Origin of the sequence: Rhodospirillum sp. A1_3_36, assembly GCF_047263945.1 — a bacterium.
GTDB lineage: Bacteria > Pseudomonadota > Alphaproteobacteria > Rhodospirillales > Rhodospirillaceae > Rhodospirillum.
On the sequence record NZ_JBLAVB010000003.1, the window covers coordinates 78826 to 102442 of the forward strand.

Genomic DNA, 23617 nt, shown 5'->3' on the forward strand with positions numbered 1-23617 from the left:
TTATTCGGCGGCAGCTTGGATGGTCGCGGCGTCGGTGATCACGCCCAGGATGTCGGATTCCTTCATGATCAGGTAATCGACCCCGTCGATCTTCACCTCGGTACCCGACCATTTTCCGAACAGAATCTGGTCTCCGGCCTGGACATCCAGGGGGTGGAGCGTTCCGTCCTCGCCGCGCGCGCCAGACCCGGCGGCGATGATTTCGCCCCGCATGGGTTTTTCCTTGGCGGTGTCGGGGATGATGATGCCACCGGCGGTCTTTTCTTCGCTTTCGAGGCGCTTGACCAGGACCCGGTCGTGCAAGGGTTTGAAGTTCATAGGTTTGTCTCCGTCATTCCTTACGGTGGAAGCAAATGACACCGGCTTTGGGTCCCCGATATCTTGGGCGACTGGGGCCGGGCGGGAATTGACATAGTTTTTTGAAAATCGACGTCAAGTGAGAGAGCGAAATTTTTGTCAGCACTCGCCGAAGGTGGCTGCTAAGCCTCTGATAATAAAACAAACTTGAAATATGAGCGAACTGTGCTCATCCTTTTCTCAGGGAGCAAACGCAGCCACAAGGTGGCCTTGACCGGAACCGCAAGAGGGGCGGATGGGGCCACGGAGAAGAGGAACTTCGACCATGACCTTTTTTGATGTCGACGTCAGGCCCCAGTCCGAGTCCCAGTCCGACCCCAAGTCCGATATGGCGCGTCAAATGGCCGACTACCGATTGACCACGGCGAAAATTCTCTACCACATGCCGGATCATCCGGGACTTTTGCAGGAATACATCTGGCAACAATTGGATTTGGCGCCCCGGTTTCCAGAGCTGCGCCGTTTCCTGGATTTCTGGACCAAGGAGTTGGACGGCCCCCTCCATTCCGTTCGGGTGGCATCGGCGGAATTGATCACACCCGGGCGGTATCGGCCCGTTGATTGCCTGTTGGTTCACTAGAGTGAAACTGGATCAGCTTGAGTCAAGCTGGCCCAGTTTCACTCTAATTATATAGATTTTAGAGTATCTTCGAGGCCAAGTTTGGTCGCAAAGCGACTCAACTTGATCTCGGAATACTCTAGATCACGATGAAATCAGGTCTGTCCGACCTGATTTCATAAACGTGATCTAAATCATATATTTAGAGCGGAATGAGACGGAAAACCGCATACACTTTTCCTCATTCCGCTCTCATACCAAGCGGCGCGGGTTGAAACCCAGGCCGCTTTTCTTGCGTTCAAACGCCAGGCGGGCTTTTACGCGCCATACGGCGCGGCGGCCACTTGGCCGCTTCCCAGGTGCGGTGAGGCAAACTCACCGCACCTTGGTATAAGCATTCCCCGGATGCCGAAGGTGAGTGCTTGAATTCGCTGCGGGGCTGGGGCAGGGTGCCCCCATGACCGGTTCCAGCTCCGCCCATAACCTGCCCGAACTGTCCGTTTCCGAGCTCTCCGGCGCCCTGAAGCGCACGGTGGAGGAAGCCTTCTCCCGCGTGCGTCTGCGCGGTGAAATCAGCCAGCCCAAGGTGGCGGGGTCTGGTCACTGCTACCTGCGTCTCAAGGACGAGACGGCGGTGATCGATGCCATCATCTGGCGTGGCACAATGAACAAGCTCTCCCTCCGCCCCGAAGAGGGGATGGAGGTCATTGTGACGGGCAAGCTGACCACCTATCCGGGCCGGTCGAGCTATCAGATCATCGTCGAGGACATGGAACTGGCGGGCGAAGGTGCCCTCCTGAAGCTGTTGGAGGACCGCCGCCGCCGTTTGGCTGCGGAAGGCCTGTTCGATCCGGCCCGCAAGCGACGCCCCCCCTTTCTGCCCCAGGTCATTGGCGTGGTCACCTCTCCCACCGGGGCGGTGATCCGGGACATTCTCCACCGCATCTCCGACCGCTTTCCGCGCCGCGTCCTGGTCTGGCCCGTCAAGGTTCAGGGCGAGGGGGCGGCAGAGGAGATCGTCCGCGCCATCCAGGGTTTTAATGCCCTGCCCGAGGGGGGAGCCATTCCCCGGCCCGATGTCCTGATCGTTGCCCGGGGGGGCGGCAGCCTCGAGGACCTTATGGCCTTCAATGGGGAAGCCGTCGTCCGCGCCGCGGCCGAAAGCGCGATCCCCCTGATCTCTGCGGTTGGCCACGAGACCGACGTTACCTTGATCGATCACGCGGCGGACCTGCGGGCCCCCACACCAACGGGGGCCGCTGAAATGGCCGTGCCCGTGCGCATGGAGCTTCTTGCGCAGGTGGGGGAAACGGGGAGCCGCATGGAAGGGGCTGTGGGGCGGTTGCTCATCGACCGGGCCATGCGTCTCGAAGGGCTGTCTCGGGGCTTGCCGGACCTGGACCGGCTGCTGGCCGATGCGGTCCAACGGTTGGATGACCGGGCCGAACGCTTGGCCGCAGCGCCCCATCGCTTGATTGAACAGCGGACCCTGGCTCTGGGCCAAATGGCTGCCCGGCTGCGCCGCCCCGGGGAGTTGATCGACCGCAAGGCCCAGGACCTGGACCGCAGTGCTCTGGCGCTGCGGGGGGCCATGATCCGTTTGGGTGATCAGGCGCAACGCAGCCTGATCACCCTGTCCGACCGGTTGCGACCGGAGCGGATTACCGGGCGGTTGGAGCGGGAGGGACGGAGTCTGGAGGGACTCGCCGACCGTTTGGCCGGTTGGGGCCGCCGGGATCTGGATCGGCGAGCGGAACGGCTGGCCGGTCTGGCCGCCCGATTGGAAAGCGTGTCCCATCATCGGGTCCTGGAGCGCGGTTACGCCGTGGTTCGGGACGAAGCAGGACAGGTGTTGACCGAGGCCAAAGGTGTGATTCCCGGCGCAACCCTGTCCCTGGAATTCAAGGATGGCCTGCGGCGGGCCATCGCCGATGGGGGAGAGGGGGCGGCTGCCTCCCCGATACCCCAGGCGGATCCCCTTCCGCCCTCGACGCCACCGGCTGAGGGGCGGCGTAAGAGTGGGACCCAGAAGGGGCGCGACAAGCGGCAGCGCGATTTCCTCGACGACCTCTGAGAGACGGGACACGATACGGGGCTTTGCCCCGTTCCCCACTGGGGCCGAGAGGCCCCAGACCCCGGGCCATTAAAAAGGGGTGGGGGTAATCGTCCGAAAGGGACGAGACGGTGTCGTGGTTTTATCGCCATTTCGCGCATTCTTTTCGGCGGTCCTCCTCGCTGAGGCCCAGGTCGTGCAGCAGGGCGGGGTCCAGGCGGGCGAGCTCTCGCCGTTGGGCGCGCCGTTCCAACCAGCGACGAAGGCGCGCGACGGAAAGGGATATCCATCCAAGTCTGTTCATTTTTCGCATCTCCATATTATGATCGGATGGAGAGAACACCTTCATTCAGGCTGTGAATAACGATGTCTTCGGACAGGCTTTGTGAGGAAAATGCACATGAAGCGGTCCCGCCTTCCCCTGAATGCCCTGCGGGCCTTTGAAGCCGTGGGCCGCCTCGGGCGGATGACCCTGGCGGCCGAGGAACTCCACGTGACCCATGGGGCGGTCAGCCGTCAGGTTCGCCACCTGGAGGAGGTGTTGGGCGTTCCCTTGCTGGAAGGTCCCCGGAATGATTGGCATCTGACGGAGGCGGGCCGCGCCCTGTTGCCCGGGTTACGGACAGCGTTTGAGGGGATCGAGGGCGCGGTGGCCCAGGTGGCCGATAGCCCCACGGGGCCGCTGGACCTGTCCTGTATCGGGACCTTCGCCATGCGCTGGCTGATCCCCCGGCTGCACCGCTTTCAGGGGCGCTATCCGGACATCGAGGTGCGCCTTGCCTCCTCGGACCGGCCCGTGGATTTCGCCCGGGATGGTTTCGATCTGGCGATCCGCGTGGGGCGGTCCCCCTGGCCGCAGGGCGTGACCGCCCATCCGCTGTTCCCGGAGCATTTTGGCCCCGTGCAGGCGTCGGGCCGGGGGCTTTCCGGGGCTCCCCCGTTGCGCTCCCGCACCCGACCCGGGGCTTGGGAGGATTGGTGTGCCCTGTCGGGGGAGAAACCACCCGATGGCCCTCCCGTCGAATATGAACACTTCTTTTTCATGCTGGAGGCGGCGACGGGAGGACTCGGTACCGCCATTGGGCCGTGGCCCCATGTGGTGGACGATGTGCGATCCGGCCGCCTCGTGGCGCCCCGGGGCTTTCTGGCCAGTGGGTTGGATTACGCGGCCCTGACCCGCCCCGGCAAACCCCGCCGCCGCGTCGCCCTGTTCCTGGAGTGGCTCAGGGAGGAAGCGGAGCGGTTTGTGAGTGACTTTCCGCCGCCGGGGTGCGATCCGTGAATCACGGAGAGGGCTGAAACCACCCGTGGACGGCACCCTGGAAGGCGATGACGGTGTCGAGAAGCCAGCCCGCCCAGGTCGTGGAATAAACGAACACAAAGAGGATAAAAGCAATACTGATGAGGGCAAGAGCCGTAGCCAGGACCCAACCGAAGGTGAGCCAGAATTGATGCCGCGCTTGGGTTAGGGCGCCCTTGGACTCCCGGGGCCGCGTGGCGTCCTCTTCCAGGGCGTCGGCGAGGGTCTTGCCACGGAACCGCAACCCCTCCGGCGCCAGGCTGGCCAGGGCGATGATCAGATGGGCCAGGGTCGGCAGATAGGTGGAAAACAGCATCAGGGCAATCCACAGGGTCCCCCCCTCGGTCGGATCCCTCAGCTCTGCCAGTTGTTGGGCCAGATCGAGGACAGGTTTGTTCCCGCCCCACGCCAGGGTGGCATTGAAAAACTCCACCCCGACGACCAGCGTGGCCGCCAACAGCAGCAACAGCAGAGTGGCCAGAAGGAAGTCCAGGCCGGAATACAAAACGGTGTGGCCTGGAGATTTTTTGGTGACGCTGGCCGTCAAAAGGGTCCGGGTCACGGCGAGGGACAGCCAATCGAAGGGGGCGTTCAAAAGCGGCAACAAGCCGAGACCGAGCATCACGGAGAGACTGCTCTGAGAGGGCGGAGTCGTGCCGTTCAGAATGAACATTGCCGCAAGGAGCAGAAGCCACAGAAGAACGAGGAAAGGACCGTAGACCGCATGGCGTATAGCGGTAGACTGTAGGACGACGATGACGCCGGTGAAAGCGACAGCGACAGCGACAGCGACAGGGAAAGCAATAGCGCCAGCGCCAGCGCCAGCGACCGCGACAGCGAAAGCGCCAGCGCCAGCGACAGCGCCAGCGACAGCGCCAGTGACAGCGACAGCGACAGCGCCAGTGACAGCGACAGCGACCGCGACCGCGCCAGCGCTAGCGCCAGTGACAGCGAAAGCGAAAGCGAAAGCGAAAGCGAAAGCGCCAGCGACCCAAGATTTCCAACCGGGAAGTCGTCGGGAGACGACAAACAGACTTACCAGGATCGAGAGAAACCCGACACTCACCAGACGGTTCAATGCCGCAGTCGTATCCTTCAGGCCCAAGGCATCTCCCAGGGACCCGGCAGTCCCGGTGACGGTCCAACTGAGAAAGGCAAAGGTAAGCGGATAAAGCACCGCGAGGACCAGGCAGCGGTCGAAACTGGTGGCGGTGAGCCAGGCGGTGGTCCAGGGGGGGCGGCTGGCTCCCTTCGGGGGGCCGAAGCACCGGTCCAAGCAGCCCAATCCGATCCACAGAAAGGCGCGGTAGCGGTCTTTCCTCTGGCCCCGAAGGCGGGCGATCAGATCCTCGAAGTCCTCACAAAGCGGATTCGCGAGGAGCTTCCCATAGGCCTGGAAGATAGGACCGAAGCTGACAGCGCCCAACAAAGTGATCACGGTTGCCGCTGCGGCGGCAATCATTGTCCAATTCTCCCAGTCTTGCATCCCCGCCCCTTTCCACCACCCTTCGATGACAGATCTTTTCTAGCACACTTGAAAAGGGTTGGGACCCCGCAGGCGAAAGGGGCCGTTGCGGAGAGGGGGCCGACCCTTCCCCGGCATCCATGAGACCGGGCCATGGGAGTTGGGTGTCTTCCAACGCATTGGTTCTTATGCGTCATTCCCGCGCAGGCGCTAAGGAATGCACGTTTCTTTGTTTGGCTCTAATGTTTTTTCCTTCGTCATTCCCGCGTACGCGGGAATCCAGGGTGGGGACAGGGGAGGGCAGCGGTTGACGCAACAGGAGCGCCCCTCACCGACACCATCGAAATCAACCCTGGATCCCCGTTTTCACGGGGATGACGAATAAAAATGATCAGCCCTAAATAAAAGATATGTGCATCCCTTAGCGTTTTCGCGGGGATGACGGGACGAAGAGCCCAACTGAGCATGACTCTCCTTATTTCAACCGCTTACTCGTCATTCCCGCGCACGCGGGAATCCAGGGTGGGGACAACGGACCTATGCGGTTGACGCAACAGGAGCGGTCTTCACTGACACCATCGAAATCAACCCTGGATCCCCGTTTTCACGGGGATGACGAATAAAATATTGAACTTTGGAGCGGCACGGAGAAACGGCCATCCCTCAGCGCCCGGGTGGGAAAGCCCCATAAAATCCGGACCAGTGATCTCTTGATGGTAGATCACACGCCACCGTTCGCGGTACACTCTCGATTGTGTCCACCTCAGTGATGGGCAAAGCGGCGTCGAGGGTGGCGGCAACCACCCCCAACGCCTAACCGCAACCCTGCTGATCCTAGAAAGTGAGCAAGGTCATGGCTAACGCCTGTTATATCCCATTGTCCGCCGTTTCCACAAATTCGTCCTGCTTGCGGGGCGAACCTGGGGGCGCGCTGGCCGGGGGCTGAGGGAGGACGCCGGGCGGGCCGGGTTATCCGGAGGCCTGTTTCCGCATGTCCCCGCTCTGACCCGGTCCGTTTCGGCGGTTCTCCCCGGCCTCCGGTCGGATTTTCCGACCATGGAAAACAGCACCCTTTCCCCGAAGGCGGGAGGGGGGCGCGATGCTGCGCCCACGCCCGTTGATATCAGTGTTGGACGCCGCTTGCGTTGGCTGCGGCGGTCCAGGGGCCTCTCCACAAGGGAGCTTGCCGATCATGTTGGCTTCTCCGGTGCTCAGCTTATGAAATACGAGCTGGGGACCAATCGAATCAGCGCGAGCCGCCTTTATGGCTTGGCCTGTGCCCTTGGCGTGACGCCCTCCTTTTTCTTCGAGGACCTGCCGCCTCCCACGGGCGAGCAGATCCCGGAGGGGGCGGCGATGATGACCCACCCCCTGACCTGGGAGATGCTGAGGGCTTTTGAGGGGATCCGGTCTTCCGCGCAGAAGCAAGCGGCCTATGCGCTTTTGCTCAGCATGGCGGCCTGTTTCGACGCACCCATCGAGAAAGTCATGCGGTACCGTCAAAGGGGTCCGTCATTCCCGCGTACGCGGGAATGACGAAGGAAAAAACCTTAGCGCCAAACAAAGAAACGTGCATCCCTTAACACGCGCCCTGGAATGACGGCTCATAATGAAAATTACTTCGAGTTTAACTGTAAAACAAACCAGGGGACACGACAGTATCGTGTCATGGGTGATTGCCCCAAAAACCATTGCCTGGGGTCTGGGGCCTTTCGGCCCCAGTGGGGGACGGGGCAAAGCCCCGTGAAAAAAAGGAAGGCTCCGGGGGACTGGAATCCCCCGGAGCCTTTTCCTCATCCCGCTCTAGCGGCTTGCCTTACTCGGCGGCGAGGTTGCGCAGCACGTACTGCAGGATGCCGCCGTTCTTGAAGTAGTCCAGCTCATCGACGGTATCGATGCGGCAGAGGGTCTCGAAGGTCTCGCTGGAGCCATCGGCCCGGGTCACCTTGACGGTGACGGTCTGGCGCGGCTTCAGGTCGCCCAGGTCTTCGATGTCGAAGATCTCGGTGCCATCCAGCTTCAGGGTCTTGCGGTCCACACCCTCGGCGAACTGCAGGGGCAGAACGCCCATGCCGACGAGGTTGGAGCGGTGGATACGCTCGAAGCTTTCGACGATGACCGCCTTGACGCCCAGCAGGCTGGTGCCCTTGGCCGCCCAGTCACGGGAGGATCCGGTGCCGTATTCCTTGCCGCCCACGATGACCAGCGGGGTCTTGGCCTCGGCGTACTTCATGGCCGCATCGTAGATGGGCATGACGTCGCCGGCGGGCTGCAGGGTGGTGACGCCCCCCTCGGTGCCGGGAGCCATCTCGTTGCGGATGCGGATATTGGCGAAGGTGCCCCGCATCATGACTTCGTGGTTACCACGCCGTGCGCCGTAGGAGTTGTAGTCCTTGTCGGAAACCTGATGCTCCGAAAGGTACACGCCCGCCGGGCTGCTGCCCTTGATCGAACCGGCCGGAGAGATGTGGTCGGTGGTCACCGAGTCCGCCAGGATCGCCAGCGGACGGGCGCCCTTGATGTCTTCGATGAGGCCGGAGGACACCTTCTCCATGCCCTGGAAGTAGGGCGGATGCTGCACGTAGGTCGAGGTGCTGTCCCAGGCGTAGGTTTCGCCTTCGACCACCTGGACCGCCTGCCACTCGGGCGGGCCGTCGAAGACGTTGTCGTAGCGGGCGCGGAACATCTCGGGCGAGATATTCTGTTCGATCGCGTCGGCCACTTCCTTGGCGGTCGGCCAGATGTCCTTGAGGAAGACGTCGTTGCCTTCCTTGTCCTGGCCCAGCACGGCGGTGGTCACGTCGACCTTCAGGCTGCCGGCAATGGCGTAGGCGACGACCAGCGGCGGGCTGGCCAGGTAGTTCGCCTTCACATGCGGGCTGATGCGGCCTTCGAAGTTCCGGTTACCGGACAGAACGGCGGTTGCGACCAGACCGTTGTTGTCGATGGCTTCGGCGATGGGCTCGGCCAGCGGGCCGGAGTTGCCGATGCAGGTGGTGCAGCCATATCCGGCGACGTTGAAGCCCAACTGGTCCAGGTAGGTCTGCAGACCGGCCTTCTCCAGGTAATCGGAGACGACCTGGGATCCCGGCGCGAGGGAGGTCTTCACCCAGGGCTTGGCAACCAGACCCTTCTCCACCGCCTTCTTCGCCACCAAACCGGCGGCCATCAGGACCGAGGGGTTGGAGGTGTTGGTGCAGGAGGTGATGGCGGCGATGACCACATCCCCATCGGACAGGCCGTAGTCGGCACCGGCGACGGGTACGGAGCGGTCTTCGCTCGCGTTCGGCGCCAGGGTCTTGAGGGCATCGGCGAAGGCCGGAGCCGCGCCGGACAGGGCGACACGGTCCTGGGGACGCTTGGGGCCGGCCAGCGAGGGCTCGACGGTGGCCATGTCCAGTTCCAGGGTGTCGGTGAACACAGGATCCACGGTCCCCGTCTCGCGCCACATGCCCTGGGCCTTGGCATAGGCCTCGACCAGAGCCACGGTGTCTTCGTCGCGACCGGTGAAGCGCATGAAACGCAGGGTCTCGGCGTCGACGGGGAAGATGCCGCAGGTGGCGCCGTATTCGGGACCCATGTTGGCGATGGTCGCCCGGTCGGCGAGCGGCAGGTTATCCAGGCCGTCGCCAAAGAACTCGACGAACTTGCCGACCACGCCCTTCTTGCGCAGCATTTCCACCACGGTCAGAACCAGATCGGTGGCGGTGCAGCCTTCCTTGATCTGGCCGGTCAGCTTGAAGCCGATGACCTCGGGGATCAGCATGGAGACCGGCTGGCCCAGCATGGCGGCCTCGGCCTCGATGCCACCCACGCCCCAGCCGAGCACGCCCAGGCCGTTGATCATGGTGGTGTGGGAATCGGTGCCGACCAGGGTATCGGGATAGGCGATGGTGCGCCCGGCCTCTTCACCGGTCCAAACGCCCTTGGCCAGATATTCCAGGTTCACCTGGTGGCAGATGCCGACGCCCGGCGGAACCACGCGGAAGTTGTTGAAGGCCTTCTGGCCCCAGCGCAGGAAGGCATAGCGCTCGCCATTGCGCTCGAACTCCAGGTCCATGTTCTTCTTCATGGAATCGGCGGAGCCAGCATAGTCGATCATGACCGAGTGGTCGATGACCAGATCCACCGGAGACAGCGGGTTGATGGTGCTGGCATCCCCACCCAGGGCGACCACGGCCTCACGCATGGCGGCCAGATCGACCACGGCGGGAACGCCGGTGAAGTCCTGCATCAGCACGCGGGCGGGGCGGTAGGCGATCTCGCGATCGGAGGTCTTGTCCTTCATCCAGTCGACAACGGCCTTGGCGTCGTCGGTGGAGACGCTGCGGCCATCCTCGTAGCGCAGCAGGTTTTCCAGCAGCACTTTCAGGGAGTAGGGCAGGCGGGTGATGTCGCCGAGGCCGGCGGCCTCCAGGCTGAAGTAATCATACTCCTTACCGTTAACGGTAAGAGTCTTGCGGGTTTTCAGTGTATCTTGACCGCACAAGGGCATGGACGGACTCCTTGGCTTTAGGGTGGCGGCTTTAGAGCGGCGAGCAGAAAAGTGGCCCCGTGTGTGGTCCACTTGCCGCCCGACCTAGTTGGATCTGGATCCGAGGGCTCCACAGAACGGGAACGGTCCGCGAGGCGGTTTGGATCCAAACTGGTTTCGGGCGCCATCGACTAGTGAATCGGGGCTGGTCCGTCAGGTCCGAGCATATGGCGCGGCCCGCCTTACACCACATATCCGGCGTTCTGTCCAGCGGTCTCGCGCGGGTGCAGGTTCGGGAAAGCGGAGTCGCGCAATCTTTGATGGCTTTCCCGCCCCGGAACGGAAAAAGGCCGAGGGGCAAAACAGAGGGAGCGCGCGCTTTCGACCGACTGGACAGGGCGGTTGGATCCAAATGCCCTTCGCAGACAAGGCATGCTTGACCCAAGTTGACGTATGCGTTAAGTGCTTAAGGGTCGAGGTTGAACGCGTCACCAAACGAATCCGGAATAATGAGGTTCGGGACGCTAATCAGCCCAAATGGGAGGTCACTGGTAGATGTCCACGGATTCACCAATCCTGGACGTGCGCGATGTGTCACTGCATTTCGGTGGTGTGCGCGCGCTGTCCAATGTTTCATTTTCCGTCAAGCCCGGAGAGTTGTTCGCGATTATCGGTCCCAACGGGGCGGGTAAGACGTCGATGATGAACTGTATTTCGGGCCGGTATACCCCCACGCAAGGTCAGGTGGTCTTCAAGGGCCAGGACGTGACCCCTCTGCCGCCCAACAAGCGGACCGAGGTGGGCATGGGCCGGACCTTCCAGAACCTGGCGTTGTTTGGGCATATGAGCGTGCTCGACAACATCATGGTCGGGCGGCACCACCTGCTGAAAAACAACTTCTTCACCGGTGCCCTCTATTGGCTTGGCGGCGCCCAGAAGGAAGAGCTGTCCCACCGCCGCGAGGTGGAAGACATCATCGACTTCCTGGAGATCAGCCCGATCCGCAAGGCGACGGCGGGGACCCTGTCCTACGGCCTGCGCAAGCGGGTGGAGCTGGCGCGGGCTATCGCCCTCAAGCCCGACCTGATCCTGCTGGACGAGCCCATGGCGGGTATGAACCAGGAAGAGAAGGAAGACATGACCCGCTACATCGTCGATCTGAACGAGGAGTGGGGCATGACCGTGGTGATGATCGAACACGATATGGGGGTCGTGATGGACATCAGCGAACGGGTCATGGTGCTGGATTTTGGCCAGAATATCGCCGAGGGCCTGCCCGACGAGATCATGAGCAACCCCTACGTCAAGAAAGCCTATCTGGGTGAGGATGACGAAGAGGAGGACGGCGCTATCGCTCTGGCTCCCGGACAGGAGGTCGCCTGAGATGGCTCGTCGCAAAACCGCTCCTGCGCCCGAATACTGTGATGTTTCCGCGCTCGATACCTTTCCGAAGATCCTTCGCCACAATGGGCGGACTTGGCCCAACGATGTGGCCATGCGCGAGAAGGAATTCGGCATCTGGAACGAATTCACCTGGGCCGATTACGATGCCAAGGTTCGCTATTACGCCCTGGGTCTGCGGGCCCTGGGAGTTCAGCGCGGTCAGGTGATCGGTCTGTTGGGGGCGAACCGCCCGGAATGGGTGTGGGGCGAGATCTCCGCCCATGCCATCGGCTGCATGTCCCTGGGCATCTACAAGGATGTCCTGGAGGATGAAGCGGAATACCTGATCAATTACGCCGAATGCGTGGCCATCATTGCCGAGGATGAGGAGCAGGTCGACAAGCTGTTGGAGCTGGGCGATCAACTGGCCAGCCTGAAGCACATCGTCTATTGCGACGACCGGGGGATGCGCAAATACGATGATCCTCGCCTGATTTCCCAAAATGACCTGATGGACAAGGGCAAAGCCCTGGAGGCATCGGACCCCGGTCTCTACGACCGGGAAGTGGACCTGGGTCAGGGCGATGACGTGGCGGTGCTCTGCACGACCTCCGGCACGACATCAAAGCCCAAGATGGCCATGTTGCAGTCGGGCGCGTTCCTGCGCCATTGCGTGGATTACATGAACGCCGACCCCAAGCGGCCGGGGGACGACTATGTGTCGGTTCTGCCCCTGCCCTGGATCATGGAGCAGGTCTATGTGGTCGGTCAGGCGCTGATTTCGCGGACGGTGGTCAACTTCGTCGAGGAAGAAGAGACCACCATGGCCGATATGCGCGAGATCGGTCCCACCTTCGTCCTTCTGGCCCCCCGGGTCTGGGAATCGATTGCGGCGGATGTGCGGGCCCGCATGATGGATGCCAGCAGGTTCAAGCAGTGGATGTTCGAGCTGGGCATGAAGATTGGCATGAAGGCCCTGACCGAGGGGCGCCGCTCCAAACTGGCGGATCTGATCCTGTTCCGCGCCCTGCGGGATCGGTTGGGCTTTTCCTTCCTGACCAGCGCGGCCACGGGCGGCGCGGCCATGGGGCCGGAGACCTTCCGGTTTTTCCATGCCATGGGGGTTCCGCTGAAACAGCTCTATGGGCAGACGGAACTGGCTGGGGCCTATACCATCCACCGGGGCGACGACATCGACCACGAAACGGTGGGCAAGGCCTTCGACAAGTCCAATGTGCGCATCGAAAACCCCGACAAGGAAGGGGTGGGCGAGATCGTCGGGCGGAACCAGGGCATGTTCTTGGGCTATTACAAGAACCCCGATGCTTCGAAGGAGGATGTGCGCGACGGTTGGCTCTATACGGGCGATGCCGGGTACATCAAGAAAGAGAACGGTCATCTGGTGGTTATCGACCGGGTCAAGGATTTGGCCCAGACCTCCGACGGGGTGCGCTTCAGCCCGCAGTTCATCGAGAACAAGCTGAAGTTCTCCCCCTTCATTGCCGAGGCGGTGATCCTGGGGCGGGACAAGCCCTATCTGTCGGCGATGATCTGCATCCGCTGGTCCATCGTCTCCAAATGGGCCGAGCAGAAGGCCATTGCCTTCACCAATTACACCAATCTGGCGGCCAACCTGGACGTTTACGCGCTGTTGCGGGCCGAGGTGGAGAAGGTGAACGAGACCCTGCCCCATGCCCAGAAGGTCCGGAAATTCCTGTTGTTGTACAAGGAATTGGATCCGGATGATGGGGAGTTGACCCGGACCCGGAAGGTGCGCCGCAGTGTGATCGCCGAGAAATACGACAAGGAAATCACGGCGATCTACGCGGGCAACGAGCGGGTGGACATCGATACGGTCATTTCCTTCCAGGATGGCACCAAGTCGCGGATCCAGACGAGCTTGAAGGTGGAAACCCTGCTTCCCCCGGATGGGGTGTCGGGTGGGGCTTCGGGCGGGGCCGCTGGGGCTTCCCACCAAGCCGCAGAATAAACACGAACTCGGGGGTGGAGCGCGGACGCGTCGCCACCCCTCCGCAGGACGTCACGCCTCAAAAGCCAAGACCAACAAAAATGGCTTCGGGCGGTTCCGCCGAAACGGGCGGATAAGGGAGGATGACAGGTGAACTGGGAACTGCTTTTTCAGCTTGTTCTGAACGGGGTGATCGTTGGCACGCTGTATGGCGTCGTCGCCATGTGCTTCGTGCTGATCTACAAATCCACGCAGGTGGTCAACTTTGCCCAGGGTGAGTTCTTGCTCATCGGCGCCTGGGTCTGTTGGTACATGCTGGTTGAATTCCAAATGCCCTTCCTTCTGGGCTTCTTTTTCACCCTTGTCTTCATGATGGCATTTGGCGTCCTGTTGCAGGTGGTGGTGCTCAGGCCGATGATCGGGGAACCGATCATCTCGGTGATCATGGTCACCATCGGCCTGTCCATCTTCATGCGGGCCTTGACGAGTTGGGTGTTCGGCCAAAGCGCGGAAGCCTTTCCCAAGGTGTTCGAGATGGAGTCCATCAATATCCTGGGGCTGAATACCCAGCCTGCTTATTTGATGAGCTTTGTCATTTCCCTCTTGGTGATGGTGGCCTTCTATTACTTCTTCCGCTTTTCCCGCCACGGTCTGGCCATGCGGGCCACGGCCTTTGACCAGCAGGTGGCCCAATCCCTGGGCATTTCGGTGAAGAACGTCTTCGCCATGGCCTGGGCCATCTCGGCCATGGTCAGTGCGCTCGCCGGGGTGGTCATGGGCATGGTTAATGGCGTGTCCTCGGCCCTGTCCTTCATCGGCATCAAGGTCTTCCCCGCCGTGATTCTGGGCGGTCTGGACAGCATCATCGGCGCCATCGTCGGTGGTCTGGTGATCGGTGTCCTGGAGAACACCGCAGAGTTTGTCGACGGCCAGTTCCTGCATGTGGGGAACATGCTGACCATCGCCCCGTTCTGGGTGCTGATCCTTATCCTTGTGATCAAGCCCTACGGATTTTTCGGCACCAAGGACATCGAGCGGGTCTAAGAGAATGGCGACACTTTCCATGCGTCCCTGCGGGGACTTCCGGACGACCTACCGTCAGGACACCAAGATCTTCAACACGCGCAACAGTCGGGGCGCGATGGTGATTTTCCTGGTGGCCCTGTACGCCCTGGTGATCCTGCCCCAGGCGGTGCCCGCCCTGGCTGATGCTCCGATCATCGGCTGGTTCGCCGATGGCTACTTCCTCTCTTTGGGGATCCAGTTCTGTTATTACGGCATCGCCGCTCTGGGGCTGAATATCCTGGTGGGCTTTACCGGCCAGATCTCCCTCGGGCACGCCGCCTTCTTCGGCGTCGGGGCCTTCTCTTCGGCTTGGTTGAACACCACCTTTGGCATTCCGGTGTTGCTCTGCATTCCCCTGGCCGGTTGTATGGCGGCCATGGTGGGCTTGATCTTTGGTGCCCCGGCGGCGCGCATCAAGGGGCTCTATCTGGCCATTGCCACCCTGGCGGCCCAGTTCATTATCGAAGACCTGTTCATCCGGATGGAGTGGTTCACGGGCGGGTCCTCGGGCTCCCTGGCCGATACGGTCACCCTGTTCGGCTTCGCCTTCGATAACGATCAACGCTATTTCCTGCTGACCCTTTCCTTCGCCATCATCATGTATGTGCTGGCGGCGAACCTGATGCGGTCCCGGGATGGACGGGCCTTTGTGGCGGTCCGCGACCACTACCTGTCGGCGGAGGTGATGGGCATCAACCTGACCAAATACCGGGTCATGTCCTTCGGTATTGCCGCCTTCTATGCGGGCATCGGTGGGGCCCTCTATGGGCACTACCTGATGTTCGTTTCGGCGGAGGCCTTCACCATCCTGCTGTCCATCCAGTTCCTGGGGATGATCATCATTGGCGGCTTGGGCAGCGTCATGGGCGCCATGCTCGGCACCATCTTTATGGTGATGCTGCCGGAGTTCATGGCCGGGGGGGTGAGTATCCTTCAGAATACGGAATGGGGGAACCAGCCCTTCATTATCAACGGTTTGGCCTTTTTCCGGGAGATGGCCATCGGGGCGGCAATTATTCTGTTCCTGATTTTCGAGCCGGATGGCCTGGCCCACCGCTGGAAGCTGATCAAGGCCTATTGGAAGCTCTATCCCTTCTCCCATTAGGGAGGCGCGGACGAGGGGGCGGTTGTTCCCTTTTCCATCAGGCGGGGAGTCCCAATCCGAACCGTCGTCGCCAAATAAAAGAAGCGCCAGAACAAGGTGTCTCGCAGTCCGTTTTTTCGGAACAAAACAAAGGGTCCTCACACAATCAAGAGGACCCACCCAAGGAGGTAACACGACCATGAAGAATGTTTTGACCGCGACCGCTTGCGCCGCTTTGCTGGCGACCGCGCTGTCCGGACCGGCTGCGGCCGAGGACAGTGTGTTCGTCGGCCATCTGGAAGACATCACCGGCGCCACAGGGTTTGTGGGCAAGCTCTACGGCCCGGGTGTGGCCGATGCCCTGAAATATATCAACGAGCATGGCGGTATCGATGGCACGCCCTTGGAGGTTGAAAGCGTCGACTACGCCTATGAAGTCCCCCGCGCCATCAGCCAGTACAAGCAATGGACCAGCCGCAACCACATGGTCGCTATGCAAGGGTGGGGTACCGGCGATACCGAGGCGTTGATCAGCTTCGTGGCCAAGGACAAGATTCCGGTCTGGTCCGCCTCCTATTCCGGGCATCTGACCGATCCCACCGGCAAGAACCCCAAGACCAAGAAGCCCGCTCCCTACAACTTCTTCTATGGCCCCAGCTACTCTGACGGGTGCCGGGCCTTGGCCCAGTGGGCGGCGGAAGATTGGAAGGCCATGGGCAAGGAGGGCGTGCCCAAGTTCATCCATGCCGGCGATAACCACCCCTATCCCAATGCGCCGAAGGAAGCCTGCGCCGAATACGCGACGGAACTGGGCTTCGAGGTGCTGCCTCCGGTCGTGGTCTCGCTGAAGCCCGGTGACTTCAAGGCCCAGTGCCTGACCATCAAGGAAAGCGGCGCCAACTACGTTTATGTGGCCAACCTGGGTCCCTCCGTGGTCTCCTTGGTGAAATCCTGCAAGACCGTGGGCACCGACGTGAAGTTCATGGCCAACATTTGGGGTGGTGACCGCAATACCCTGGAAGCCATGGGTGAGGATGGCGACGGCTATGTCTTCGTCGCCGCCAACGCCTTCTGGACCGACGATGTGCCGGGTATGAAACTGGTCAAGGAAATCGCTGGGGACGATCAATATCGGACCCATCACTACATCCGGGGTATCTGCTCGGCGTACTACATGAAGGAAGCCATGGAGTGGGCCAAGGCCAACGGGGGCATGACGGGCGAGAACATCCGCAATGGCATGTATGCCAAGACGGATTGGGTGCCAAAGGGTCTTGAGGGTGTGTGCATTCCCTCCACCTGGACCGCCGAGGACCACCGGGGCATGCTGACCGCCAACATCTACCAGGGTCATGTCAAGGACGGCGAGATCTCCATCGAGAAGATTGCCGAGACCACCCTGCCCCGTCGTGACGACTGGCTGGGCTACTAAAGACCAATTGGACCCGGGGCGTTCCGTTTCGACCGCCCCGGGTTCGCTTTGTTTGTCCCTATTTCCAACAACGACAACACGCCGCACAACGGCGGTTCCGCACAGGAGAGGAGCATCCCATGTCCCAAGCGGCGACCCTTCCGGCCCAGGCGGCCGCTCCCGATCCGAAGGCCAAGGTCGAGCGGGCGGAACCCATTCTGACCGTGAACAATATCGAAGTGGTCTACGATGACGTGATCCTGGTGTTGCGGGGCGTCAGCCTGGAGGTTCCCCAGGGGGAGATCGTGACGCTTCTGGGTCCCAACGGGGCGGGCAAGACAACGACCCTGAAGGCCATTTCCGGCCTGTTGCGTACGGAAAACGGCGAGGTCACCCGGGGCGAAATCACCTTCATGGGCGAGAACATTGCCAATTCCGACCCGGAAAAGATTGTCCGCAAGGGGATCTTCCAGGTGATGGAAGGCCGTCGCATCATCGAGGATATGACCGTTATCGAGAACCTGCGCCTGGGTGCCTTTACCCGTAAAGACGGCTCTGCGGCGGTGAAGAAGGACCTGGAGATGGTCCTCGACTACTTCCCCCGTCTGCGGGAGCGGACAGGCCTTGCGGGTTACCTGTCAGGCGGCGAGCAACAGATGCTGGCCATCGGTCGGGCCATGATGGCGCGGCCCAAACTGGTCCTGCTGGATGAGCCCTCCATGGGCCTGTCCCCCTTGCTGGTGAAGGAGGTTTTTTCCATCATCAAGACCCTGAACAAGGACTTGGGGATGACCATCCTGTTGGTGGAGCAGAACGCTAAAATGGCCCTGGGCGCGGCGGATTTCGGATACATCATGGAATCCGGAAAGGTGGTGCTCGACGGATCGGCGGATCTGATGATCAACAACGAGGACGTGAAGGAATTCTACCTCGGTGGCGGGGGAGAACATCGCAAGTCCTTCAAGAACCTGAAGTCCTACAAACGCCGTAAGCGGTGGCTGTAGGGCAGGTCCAACACTCAGACATGAAGGCTGTGGGAGCACGCATGGTCCAGTATCACGACGCCCTGGAGACCCGGGATCCGGAACAGCGGGAGGCCGAGCAGGTCGCCGCCCTACCCGAGTTGATCGCCAACGCCAAGGCAAACGCCCCCTATTTCGCCAAGAGTCTGGCCGACGTGGATCCCGATGCGGTTATCGACCGCGCCGCCCTGGCCAAGCTGCCGGTTCTGCGCAAGTCCGCCCTGATCGACCTTCAGGCCGAGGCGGCACCCTTTGGGGGGCTGGCGACGACCCTGGGAGATTTGGGACGCATCCTCCAGTCCCCCGGTCCCATTTACGATCCCGAAGGCAAGCGGGTTGACTACTGGCGCCTGTCCCGGGCTCTTTTTGCTGCCGGGTTTCGCCGGGGCGAGGTGGTGCATAACACCTTCGCCTACCATTTTACGCCGGGCGGCTGGATTTTCGATGACGGCGCCCGGGCGTTGGGCTGTCCGGTTTTCCCTGCGGGGACCGGGCAGACCGAGCAGCAACTTCAAGCCATCGCCGGACTTCGCCCCGTGGGCTATGTGGGGACGCCCTCCTTTCTCGACATCATCCTGCGCAAGGCAGAGGAAACCGGCGCGGATGTGTCCTCCCTGACCAAGGGATTGGTCTCCGGCGAGGCCTATCTGCCCGCCCACCGCCAATCCTTCAAGGACCGGGGGCTCTCCGTTTACCAATGCTATGCGTCCGCTGACCTGGGGTTGATCGCCTATGAATCCCCCGATGAAACCGGCGCCGTACAAGGGATGGTGGTCGACGAAGGGGTGATCGTCGAAATCGTCCGCCCCGGCACGGGGGACCCCGTTGAACCGGGGGAAGTGGGCGAGGTTGTGGTGACCACCTTCACGCCGGAATATCCCCTGATCCGCTTCGCGACCGGTGATATGAGCGCCGTTTTGCCGGGCATCTCTCCCTGCGGACGGACCAATATGCGCATCAAGGGATGGATGGGCCGGGCCGATCAGACCACCAAGGTGAAGGGCATGTTCGTCCATCCGGAACAGATCGCCGAAGTGGTCAAGCGCCACGGGGAGGTCCTCAAGGCCCGCTTGGTCGTCACCCGGGAGGGGATCAACGACCAGATGACCCTGCGCTGCGAGGCTGCGGGCGCTGAGGGACCCGGAGAGGCCATCGCCGAGACCCTGCGCGCCCTGACCAAGCTGAAGGGGGCCGTTGTCTTCGTTGCGCCGGGAAGCCTGCCCAATGACGGGAAGGTGATTGAGGACGCCCGCGATCACGGGTGACGACCGATGGAAAGGGGTCTGCCTGCAACGGTTATATCGCACATCTCGGAATTGTTTTTTGGCATGAAGGTGTGGTGAACTCTGTGGGTATGCCTTTTTCTGAACGCAATATTATCTTTATATAATGGGAGCGGGCAGGGGGCTGGAGGAACCAGATCCTCAGCTCAGGCAAGGGTTCCTTGCCGATACGATCTAGATCAAAGCACCTTAAGGCGGGATCGATTTAAGGCGGATCATTTGATCTAAAATCTTTACTTAGAGTGCCGCGTGGACCGAAAGACCGGTTGTTCCCTCCGCGTTCCCTTCGGACCCCAGTTTTCCGCGCGATACTTTAGTCACAATGGATGAAGAGTATGGAAATCGGTTCTGTGTCAGCGAATACGCCCCTCTCGCCGACCCAACAACAAGGTCAGACCCAAACTTCGCCCCAGGCAACCGAAGCGACGGAAAAAGGCCTTGAGAAGGACGGCGATGCGGATGATTCCGGTCGCGCGTCGACGGTGTCGACCAACCCGCCCGCTCCCCCACCCCATCGCGGCAATCAAGTGGATGTCTACGGGTGATTTGGACCTTGTCCCTATCCGCAGGCTCGGGTTTCAGAGGTATGCGGTGTGGAAAAGGGGCGGGTTGACGCTTTCTACCTCCCCTTAAAGGCTCCTGGAGAGCTTCGAGATCTATATAACGAGAGTGAAACTGGGCCAGCTTGACTCAAGCTGATCCAGCTTCACTCTATAGTTGCAGGCGACCCAAGGCCGGAAAAGGGGTGACATGGTCCTCTCACGCCTTTCTTATAGTCCGGGAGAACGCGAACTCCCTGGCGAGAGGGCAGATCGGGTGAAAGGAAGAGCATCGTGCGTAAGGCATTGGTAACCTTGGCTATCGGACCACAACATGAAACCTTCTTTCGGAACACCTGTTTGCCGGGATGGCAAGCTTACGCGGAGGCCGTTGGATGTGATTTGATCGTCTTCACGGACCCTCTGGACCAGAGCCCGCGGGCTCAGGCGCGATCCCCGGCTTGGCAAAAGCTGCTGATCTTCACCCAGCCGTCCATTCTGAAATACGATGTTATCTGCTATGCGGATGCGGATATTTTGATCAATCCGGCCAGTCCCAGTATTTTTGAAACCTACAAACCCAATTCGGTGGGGAGCGTCCGTCCGCCAAGTCCCACAGATAATCCGATTTTCCGACTGAAGGCGGCCAAGGAGGGGGAAAAGATGAAAGACATCTTTTCCTCCTTGAAGTTGCGGGCGTGGGAGCATCCCTATGCCGCCTTTGGCATTACAGAAAACCACGGTAGCGATTACAATACGGGGGTTTTGGTTTTTCGCCCCTTGGATTTTGCGGGTCTTTTTCTCAAGGTCTATGATGAATACGAAGATGTCGGTTCACCTGTCTATAATTTTGAGCAGTGGCCCTTGGTACATGAACTGGTTTCCGCTGGTGTTCTTCATGATATTGATCCGTTGTATAATGTGATACTGGACCATTTTTTGTCTTATTATAGTGGCTTTCTTCGGAATGTGCCTTTTGATTCAAATCAAAAAAATGAAATACTCAACTGTTTGGTCAGGGATGTATTGAGTCATAGTTATTTTTTACATTTTGCTGGACTGATAAATTGCCTTGAGGTGATTGATCCTCAATGGGGCCAACCCTGAGGTATTCAACGTTCGGCGTTCAGGGGGGAGAGGGCGACCCGTTTCTTCTTTTTTTCTGTTCTGCGTGATCGGTATCGAAGGGAATTCTAGAGTGAAACTGGATCAACTTGAGCCAAGTTGGCCCAGTTTCACTCTCATTCTCTATGTTTTAGAGTATCCATCGTGATCACGCGCGTTTTGGCCTTCAACAAAGACAGGCCGCTCAGGTCAGTCCCAGGGCAATCATGGTTATGGGGAGGGTGAGGAAGGCCACCAAGGTCTGGAACGCGATGATGGAGGCCATGGCTTCGTGGTCGCCGCCCATCTTGCGCGAGAGGATATAGCCCGAGGGCGCCGTTGGTGTGGCCAGAAGGAGCACGATCACCGCAGAAACCATGGGGGGCAAATCAAGGGCCATGGCGATCAGACCGGCGGTCAGGGGCTTCAAACCGAATTGGACAAGACTTGCGAAGAGGGAGGGGGACATGTCTCCCCGGAACCGGCGGGTTTCTAGCGAGGCCCCGACGCAAAGCAGGGCAACGGGTAAGGTCAGCGCAGAGAGCATACCCAGTGTCGTATCGGCCCATTGGGGAAAGCCCAGGCCGGACCGGGCGATCACCCCCCCCGCCAGACAAGACAGGATCAGGGGGTTGCGGGCCAGTTCACCGGCCAATCCCCCCCAGGAGGGTTTGCTCCGGCCCGTTGTCAGGGCGTGGGCCAGGACGCAGAGGACATTGATGACGACGATCATGAAGCCCGCGACAAGGGCGGTGATCACGACCCCTTCAGCCCCATAAAGTCGATCGGCCAGAGCGAGACCAATGAAGGTGTTGAAGCGAACACCTCCTTGAAACACGGAGGTGAACGTCGGCGCACCCATGCGGGGCAGGCCGGTCAGGTAACTGAGGACGATGATGCCTGCGGCAACGGCGATGGCCCCATAGGCGGCAAGGACCATGTCACCCAGCGGCAGAGATCCCACTTGGTTGCTTCCAATGGTCCGGAGGAGAAGGGCCGGAGCCAGGACGTAATAGGCCAACCGTTCGGCCGAAGACCAGAAGCCAGCCTCCAAAAAGCCTATCCGGCGCATGACCTGTCCGCCAATGATCAGGAGAAGAAGGGGGAGGAGGGTGTTGATGATCGTGGTCATGGCGCATGCTCCAGCGGGCTATCAATGCCCGAACCTTAGAGGCCGCATGCTCACTGGAAAAGTTTATAAAAATAAGATGTTTCGTAACTTTTTTTTATGAAACGCGGTGGGCGGCGGCTTTTCGTGCCGCCACCCAGCCCGCGATTAGTTAATGGCGACGGTGGCATAGGCTCGGGCCTTCTTGTCCTCGGACCAGGCGGTGGGAGCCTCGGGGGCCTCGGTCCGGGAGGTGACCATGGTTCCCTCGCCCGGCTCGTCAAGGATGACGGTGCCCGCGTCGGTGGTCACGCTCACCGAGCCTTCTGCCACCATGACACCGAAAGCGCCGTCAATCTGGCCACCCCAGACTGTGGTGCCGCGGATACCGATGGTGGCCACGGGGGTGTGAATGGTCATGCCGTCATGGGGTTTGTCGCCGCTGACCAGCAGGAAGGCACCGGTGAAGACCGAAAGGGCACCCGAGGTGCTGTCGGTGTTCAGGGTGAAGTCATCCAGAATCAGACTGGCGGCTTCACCAAGGGTCAGGGTGGATCCGTCGGCCAAGGCCACTTCCAGGCGGGAGTCCTTGCCCGTGCTGAGGATTTCTCCTTCGTTCACGGGGTCGGTCTTGGCCAGCGCGCGGGAGGTACCGTTGGCGCGGGCGTTCGCGTCATGCTTGACGATGGAGACGTCGCCCACCGGATCGGCGGCCCAGGCCGTCGACAGCGGCGCCAAAAGAGCCAAGGAGATCAGGCCGGATGTTGTCAGTCGATGGAGATACATCTGAACATTCCTTAAAATGAGTCGAAAAAGATGTTCAAACTTGGGGAGATTTTTCCGGTGTGGTCAAGGGTTCCATTGAAGAATCGTGAGGCGTGCTTTGCCATGGGAGCGCTGATCTTCTTCCCAAAACCCCTTGGGCCAATCAATGGGTGGCGCTTTCGCTTCCGTTTCGACGCAGACAAGGGCGCCGGGGGAGAGCCAGCCCCGTTCGGCCAAACTCTCCAGACAGCGGGGCGCGAGCCCTTGGCCATAGGGAGGGTCGAGGAGAACCAAGGTGGCCGGTTGGATCCCCGCCGGGGGCTTGCCCGGCGCCGTGGCATCGGCGCGGACCACACGGCATCGATCCTGGACTCGGCAGGCCGCCAGATTGGCCCGCAAGGCGGTCAAGGCGGGTGCAGTGGTTTCCAGGAACGTGGCCGAGGCTGCTCCCCGGGACAGGGCCTCCAGACCCAGGGCGCCCGATCCGGCGAAGGCGTCCACGACCACCGCTCCGGTCAGGGAAAAGCCGTCCTGTCCCTGGAGGCTGTGGCCTTGGAAGCGGTGGGTGAGGACGTTGAACAGGGATTCCCGCGAGCGGTCGCTGGTGGGCCGGGTCTCCTTTCCCTCGGGTGCGACGAGGGTCTTGCCGCGAAACTGTCCGCCGACGATGCGCATG

General features: G+C 60.9%; 20 protein-coding genes. 13 read left to right on the forward strand and 7 right to left on the reverse strand.

Going from position 1 to position 23617, the window contains the following annotated elements; translation table 11 throughout:
* Positions 1–318, reverse strand: a complete 318-nt coding sequence (gene groES, locus ACLIRY_RS07960; RefSeq protein ID WP_413204848.1) for a co-chaperone GroES — start codon at positions 316–318, stop codon at positions 1–3.
* A 304-nt stretch (positions 319–622) separates the two neighbouring features.
* Between groES and ACLIRY_RS07965 the strand changes: the two genes are divergently transcribed.
* Positions 623–937: an usg protein gene (locus ACLIRY_RS07965; protein WP_413204849.1), complete on the forward strand. Its 315-nt coding sequence runs from the start codon at positions 623–625 to the stop codon at positions 935–937.
* A gap of 436 nt (positions 938–1373) precedes the next feature.
* Positions 1374–2990, forward strand: coding sequence for an exodeoxyribonuclease VII large subunit (gene xseA, locus ACLIRY_RS07970; protein WP_413205334.1), 1617 nt, complete (start codon positions 1374–1376; stop codon positions 2988–2990).
* A gap of 121 nt (positions 2991–3111) precedes the next feature.
* Here xseA and ACLIRY_RS07975 read toward each other — a convergent pair whose 3' ends face one another.
* Positions 3112–3273, reverse strand: coding sequence for a DUF1127 domain-containing protein (locus ACLIRY_RS07975; protein ID WP_413204850.1), 162 nt, complete (start codon positions 3271–3273; stop codon positions 3112–3114).
* A gap of 96 nt (positions 3274–3369) precedes the next feature.
* Here ACLIRY_RS07975 and ACLIRY_RS07980 point away from each other — a divergent pair, with 96 nt between their 5' ends.
* The gene (locus ACLIRY_RS07980; protein WP_413204851.1) at positions 3370–4251 is read left to right on the forward strand and encodes a LysR substrate-binding domain-containing protein; all 882 of its coding nucleotides are present in this window, start codon (positions 3370–3372) and stop codon (positions 4249–4251) included.
* A gap of 1 nt (position 4252) precedes the next feature.
* On the opposite strand, the gene ACLIRY_RS07985 is transcribed toward ACLIRY_RS07980, so the two are convergent.
* A complete protein-coding gene (locus ACLIRY_RS07985; protein ID WP_413204852.1) occupies positions 4253–5731 on the reverse strand; it encodes a hypothetical protein in 1479 nt (492 codons plus the stop codon).
* 1059 nt (positions 5732–6790) lie between these two features.
* Between ACLIRY_RS07985 and ACLIRY_RS07990 the strand changes: the two genes are divergently transcribed.
* Positions 6791–7270 carry a helix-turn-helix domain-containing protein gene (locus ACLIRY_RS07990; RefSeq protein ID WP_413204853.1) on the forward strand — a complete coding sequence of 160 codons (480 nt, stop codon included), beginning with the start codon at positions 6791–6793 and terminating at the stop codon, positions 7268–7270.
* A gap of 280 nt (positions 7271–7550) precedes the next feature.
* Here the strand turns inward: ACLIRY_RS07990 and acnA are convergent, their stop codons facing one another.
* Positions 7551–10229: an aconitate hydratase AcnA gene (gene acnA, locus ACLIRY_RS07995; RefSeq protein WP_413204854.1), complete on the reverse strand. Its 2679-nt coding sequence runs from the start codon at positions 10227–10229 to the stop codon at positions 7551–7553.
* 534 nt (positions 10230–10763) lie between these two features.
* On the opposite strand from acnA, the gene ACLIRY_RS08000 reads away from it, so the two are divergent.
* From ACLIRY_RS08000 to ACLIRY_RS08040, 9 genes are all read left to right on the forward strand, one after another.
* Positions 10764–11591, forward strand: a complete 828-nt coding sequence (locus tag ACLIRY_RS08000) for an ABC transporter ATP-binding protein (protein WP_413204855.1) — start codon at positions 10764–10766, stop codon at positions 11589–11591.
* 1 nt (position 11592) lies between these two features.
* Complete coding sequence (locus ACLIRY_RS08005; protein ID WP_413204856.1) at positions 11593–13581, forward strand: long-chain fatty acid--CoA ligase; 1989 nt, start codon at positions 11593–11595, stop codon at positions 13579–13581.
* Positions 13582–13710: 129 nt separating this feature from the next.
* Positions 13711–14604, forward strand: coding sequence for a branched-chain amino acid ABC transporter permease (locus tag ACLIRY_RS08010; protein ID WP_413204857.1), 894 nt, complete (start codon positions 13711–13713; stop codon positions 14602–14604).
* Positions 14605–14608: 4 nt separating this feature from the next.
* Positions 14609–15730 carry a branched-chain amino acid ABC transporter permease gene (locus tag ACLIRY_RS08015; RefSeq protein WP_413204858.1) on the forward strand — a complete coding sequence of 374 codons (1122 nt, stop codon included), beginning with the start codon at positions 14609–14611 and terminating at the stop codon, positions 15728–15730.
* A gap of 178 nt (positions 15731–15908) precedes the next feature.
* Positions 15909–17141: an ABC transporter substrate-binding protein gene (locus tag ACLIRY_RS08020; RefSeq protein WP_413204859.1), complete on the forward strand. Its 1233-nt coding sequence runs from the start codon at positions 15909–15911 to the stop codon at positions 17139–17141.
* 119 nt (positions 17142–17260) lie between these two features.
* Complete coding sequence (locus ACLIRY_RS08025; RefSeq protein WP_413204860.1) at positions 17261–18124, forward strand: ABC transporter ATP-binding protein; 864 nt, start codon at positions 17261–17263, stop codon at positions 18122–18124.
* A 41-nt stretch (positions 18125–18165) separates the two neighbouring features.
* Positions 18166–19407, forward strand: a complete 1242-nt coding sequence (locus ACLIRY_RS08030; protein WP_413204861.1) for a phenylacetate--CoA ligase family protein — start codon at positions 18166–18168, stop codon at positions 19405–19407.
* 353 nt (positions 19408–19760) lie between these two features.
* On the forward strand, positions 19761–19970 hold the full coding sequence (locus ACLIRY_RS08035) for a hypothetical protein (RefSeq protein ID WP_413204862.1): 210 nt from the start codon (positions 19761–19763) through the stop codon (positions 19968–19970).
* A gap of 288 nt (positions 19971–20258) precedes the next feature.
* Positions 20259–21071 carry a hypothetical protein gene (locus ACLIRY_RS08040; protein ID WP_413204863.1) on the forward strand — a complete coding sequence of 271 codons (813 nt, stop codon included), beginning with the start codon at positions 20259–20261 and terminating at the stop codon, positions 21069–21071.
* A gap of 202 nt (positions 21072–21273) precedes the next feature.
* Here ACLIRY_RS08040 and ACLIRY_RS08045 read toward each other — a convergent pair whose 3' ends face one another.
* From ACLIRY_RS08045 to rsmD, 3 genes are all read right to left on the reverse strand, one after another.
* On the reverse strand, positions 21274–22200 hold the full coding sequence (locus ACLIRY_RS08045; protein ID WP_413204864.1) for an AEC family transporter: 927 nt from the start codon (positions 22198–22200) through the stop codon (positions 21274–21276).
* Positions 22201–22344: 144 nt separating this feature from the next.
* Positions 22345–22962, reverse strand: a complete 618-nt coding sequence (locus ACLIRY_RS08050; RefSeq protein WP_413204865.1) for a FecR domain-containing protein — start codon at positions 22960–22962, stop codon at positions 22345–22347.
* 63 nt (positions 22963–23025) lie between these two features.
* Complete coding sequence (gene rsmD, locus ACLIRY_RS08055) at positions 23026–23616, reverse strand: 16S rRNA (guanine(966)-N(2))-methyltransferase RsmD (protein ID WP_413204866.1); 591 nt, start codon at positions 23614–23616, stop codon at positions 23026–23028.
* Position 23617: the final 1 nt, after the last annotated feature.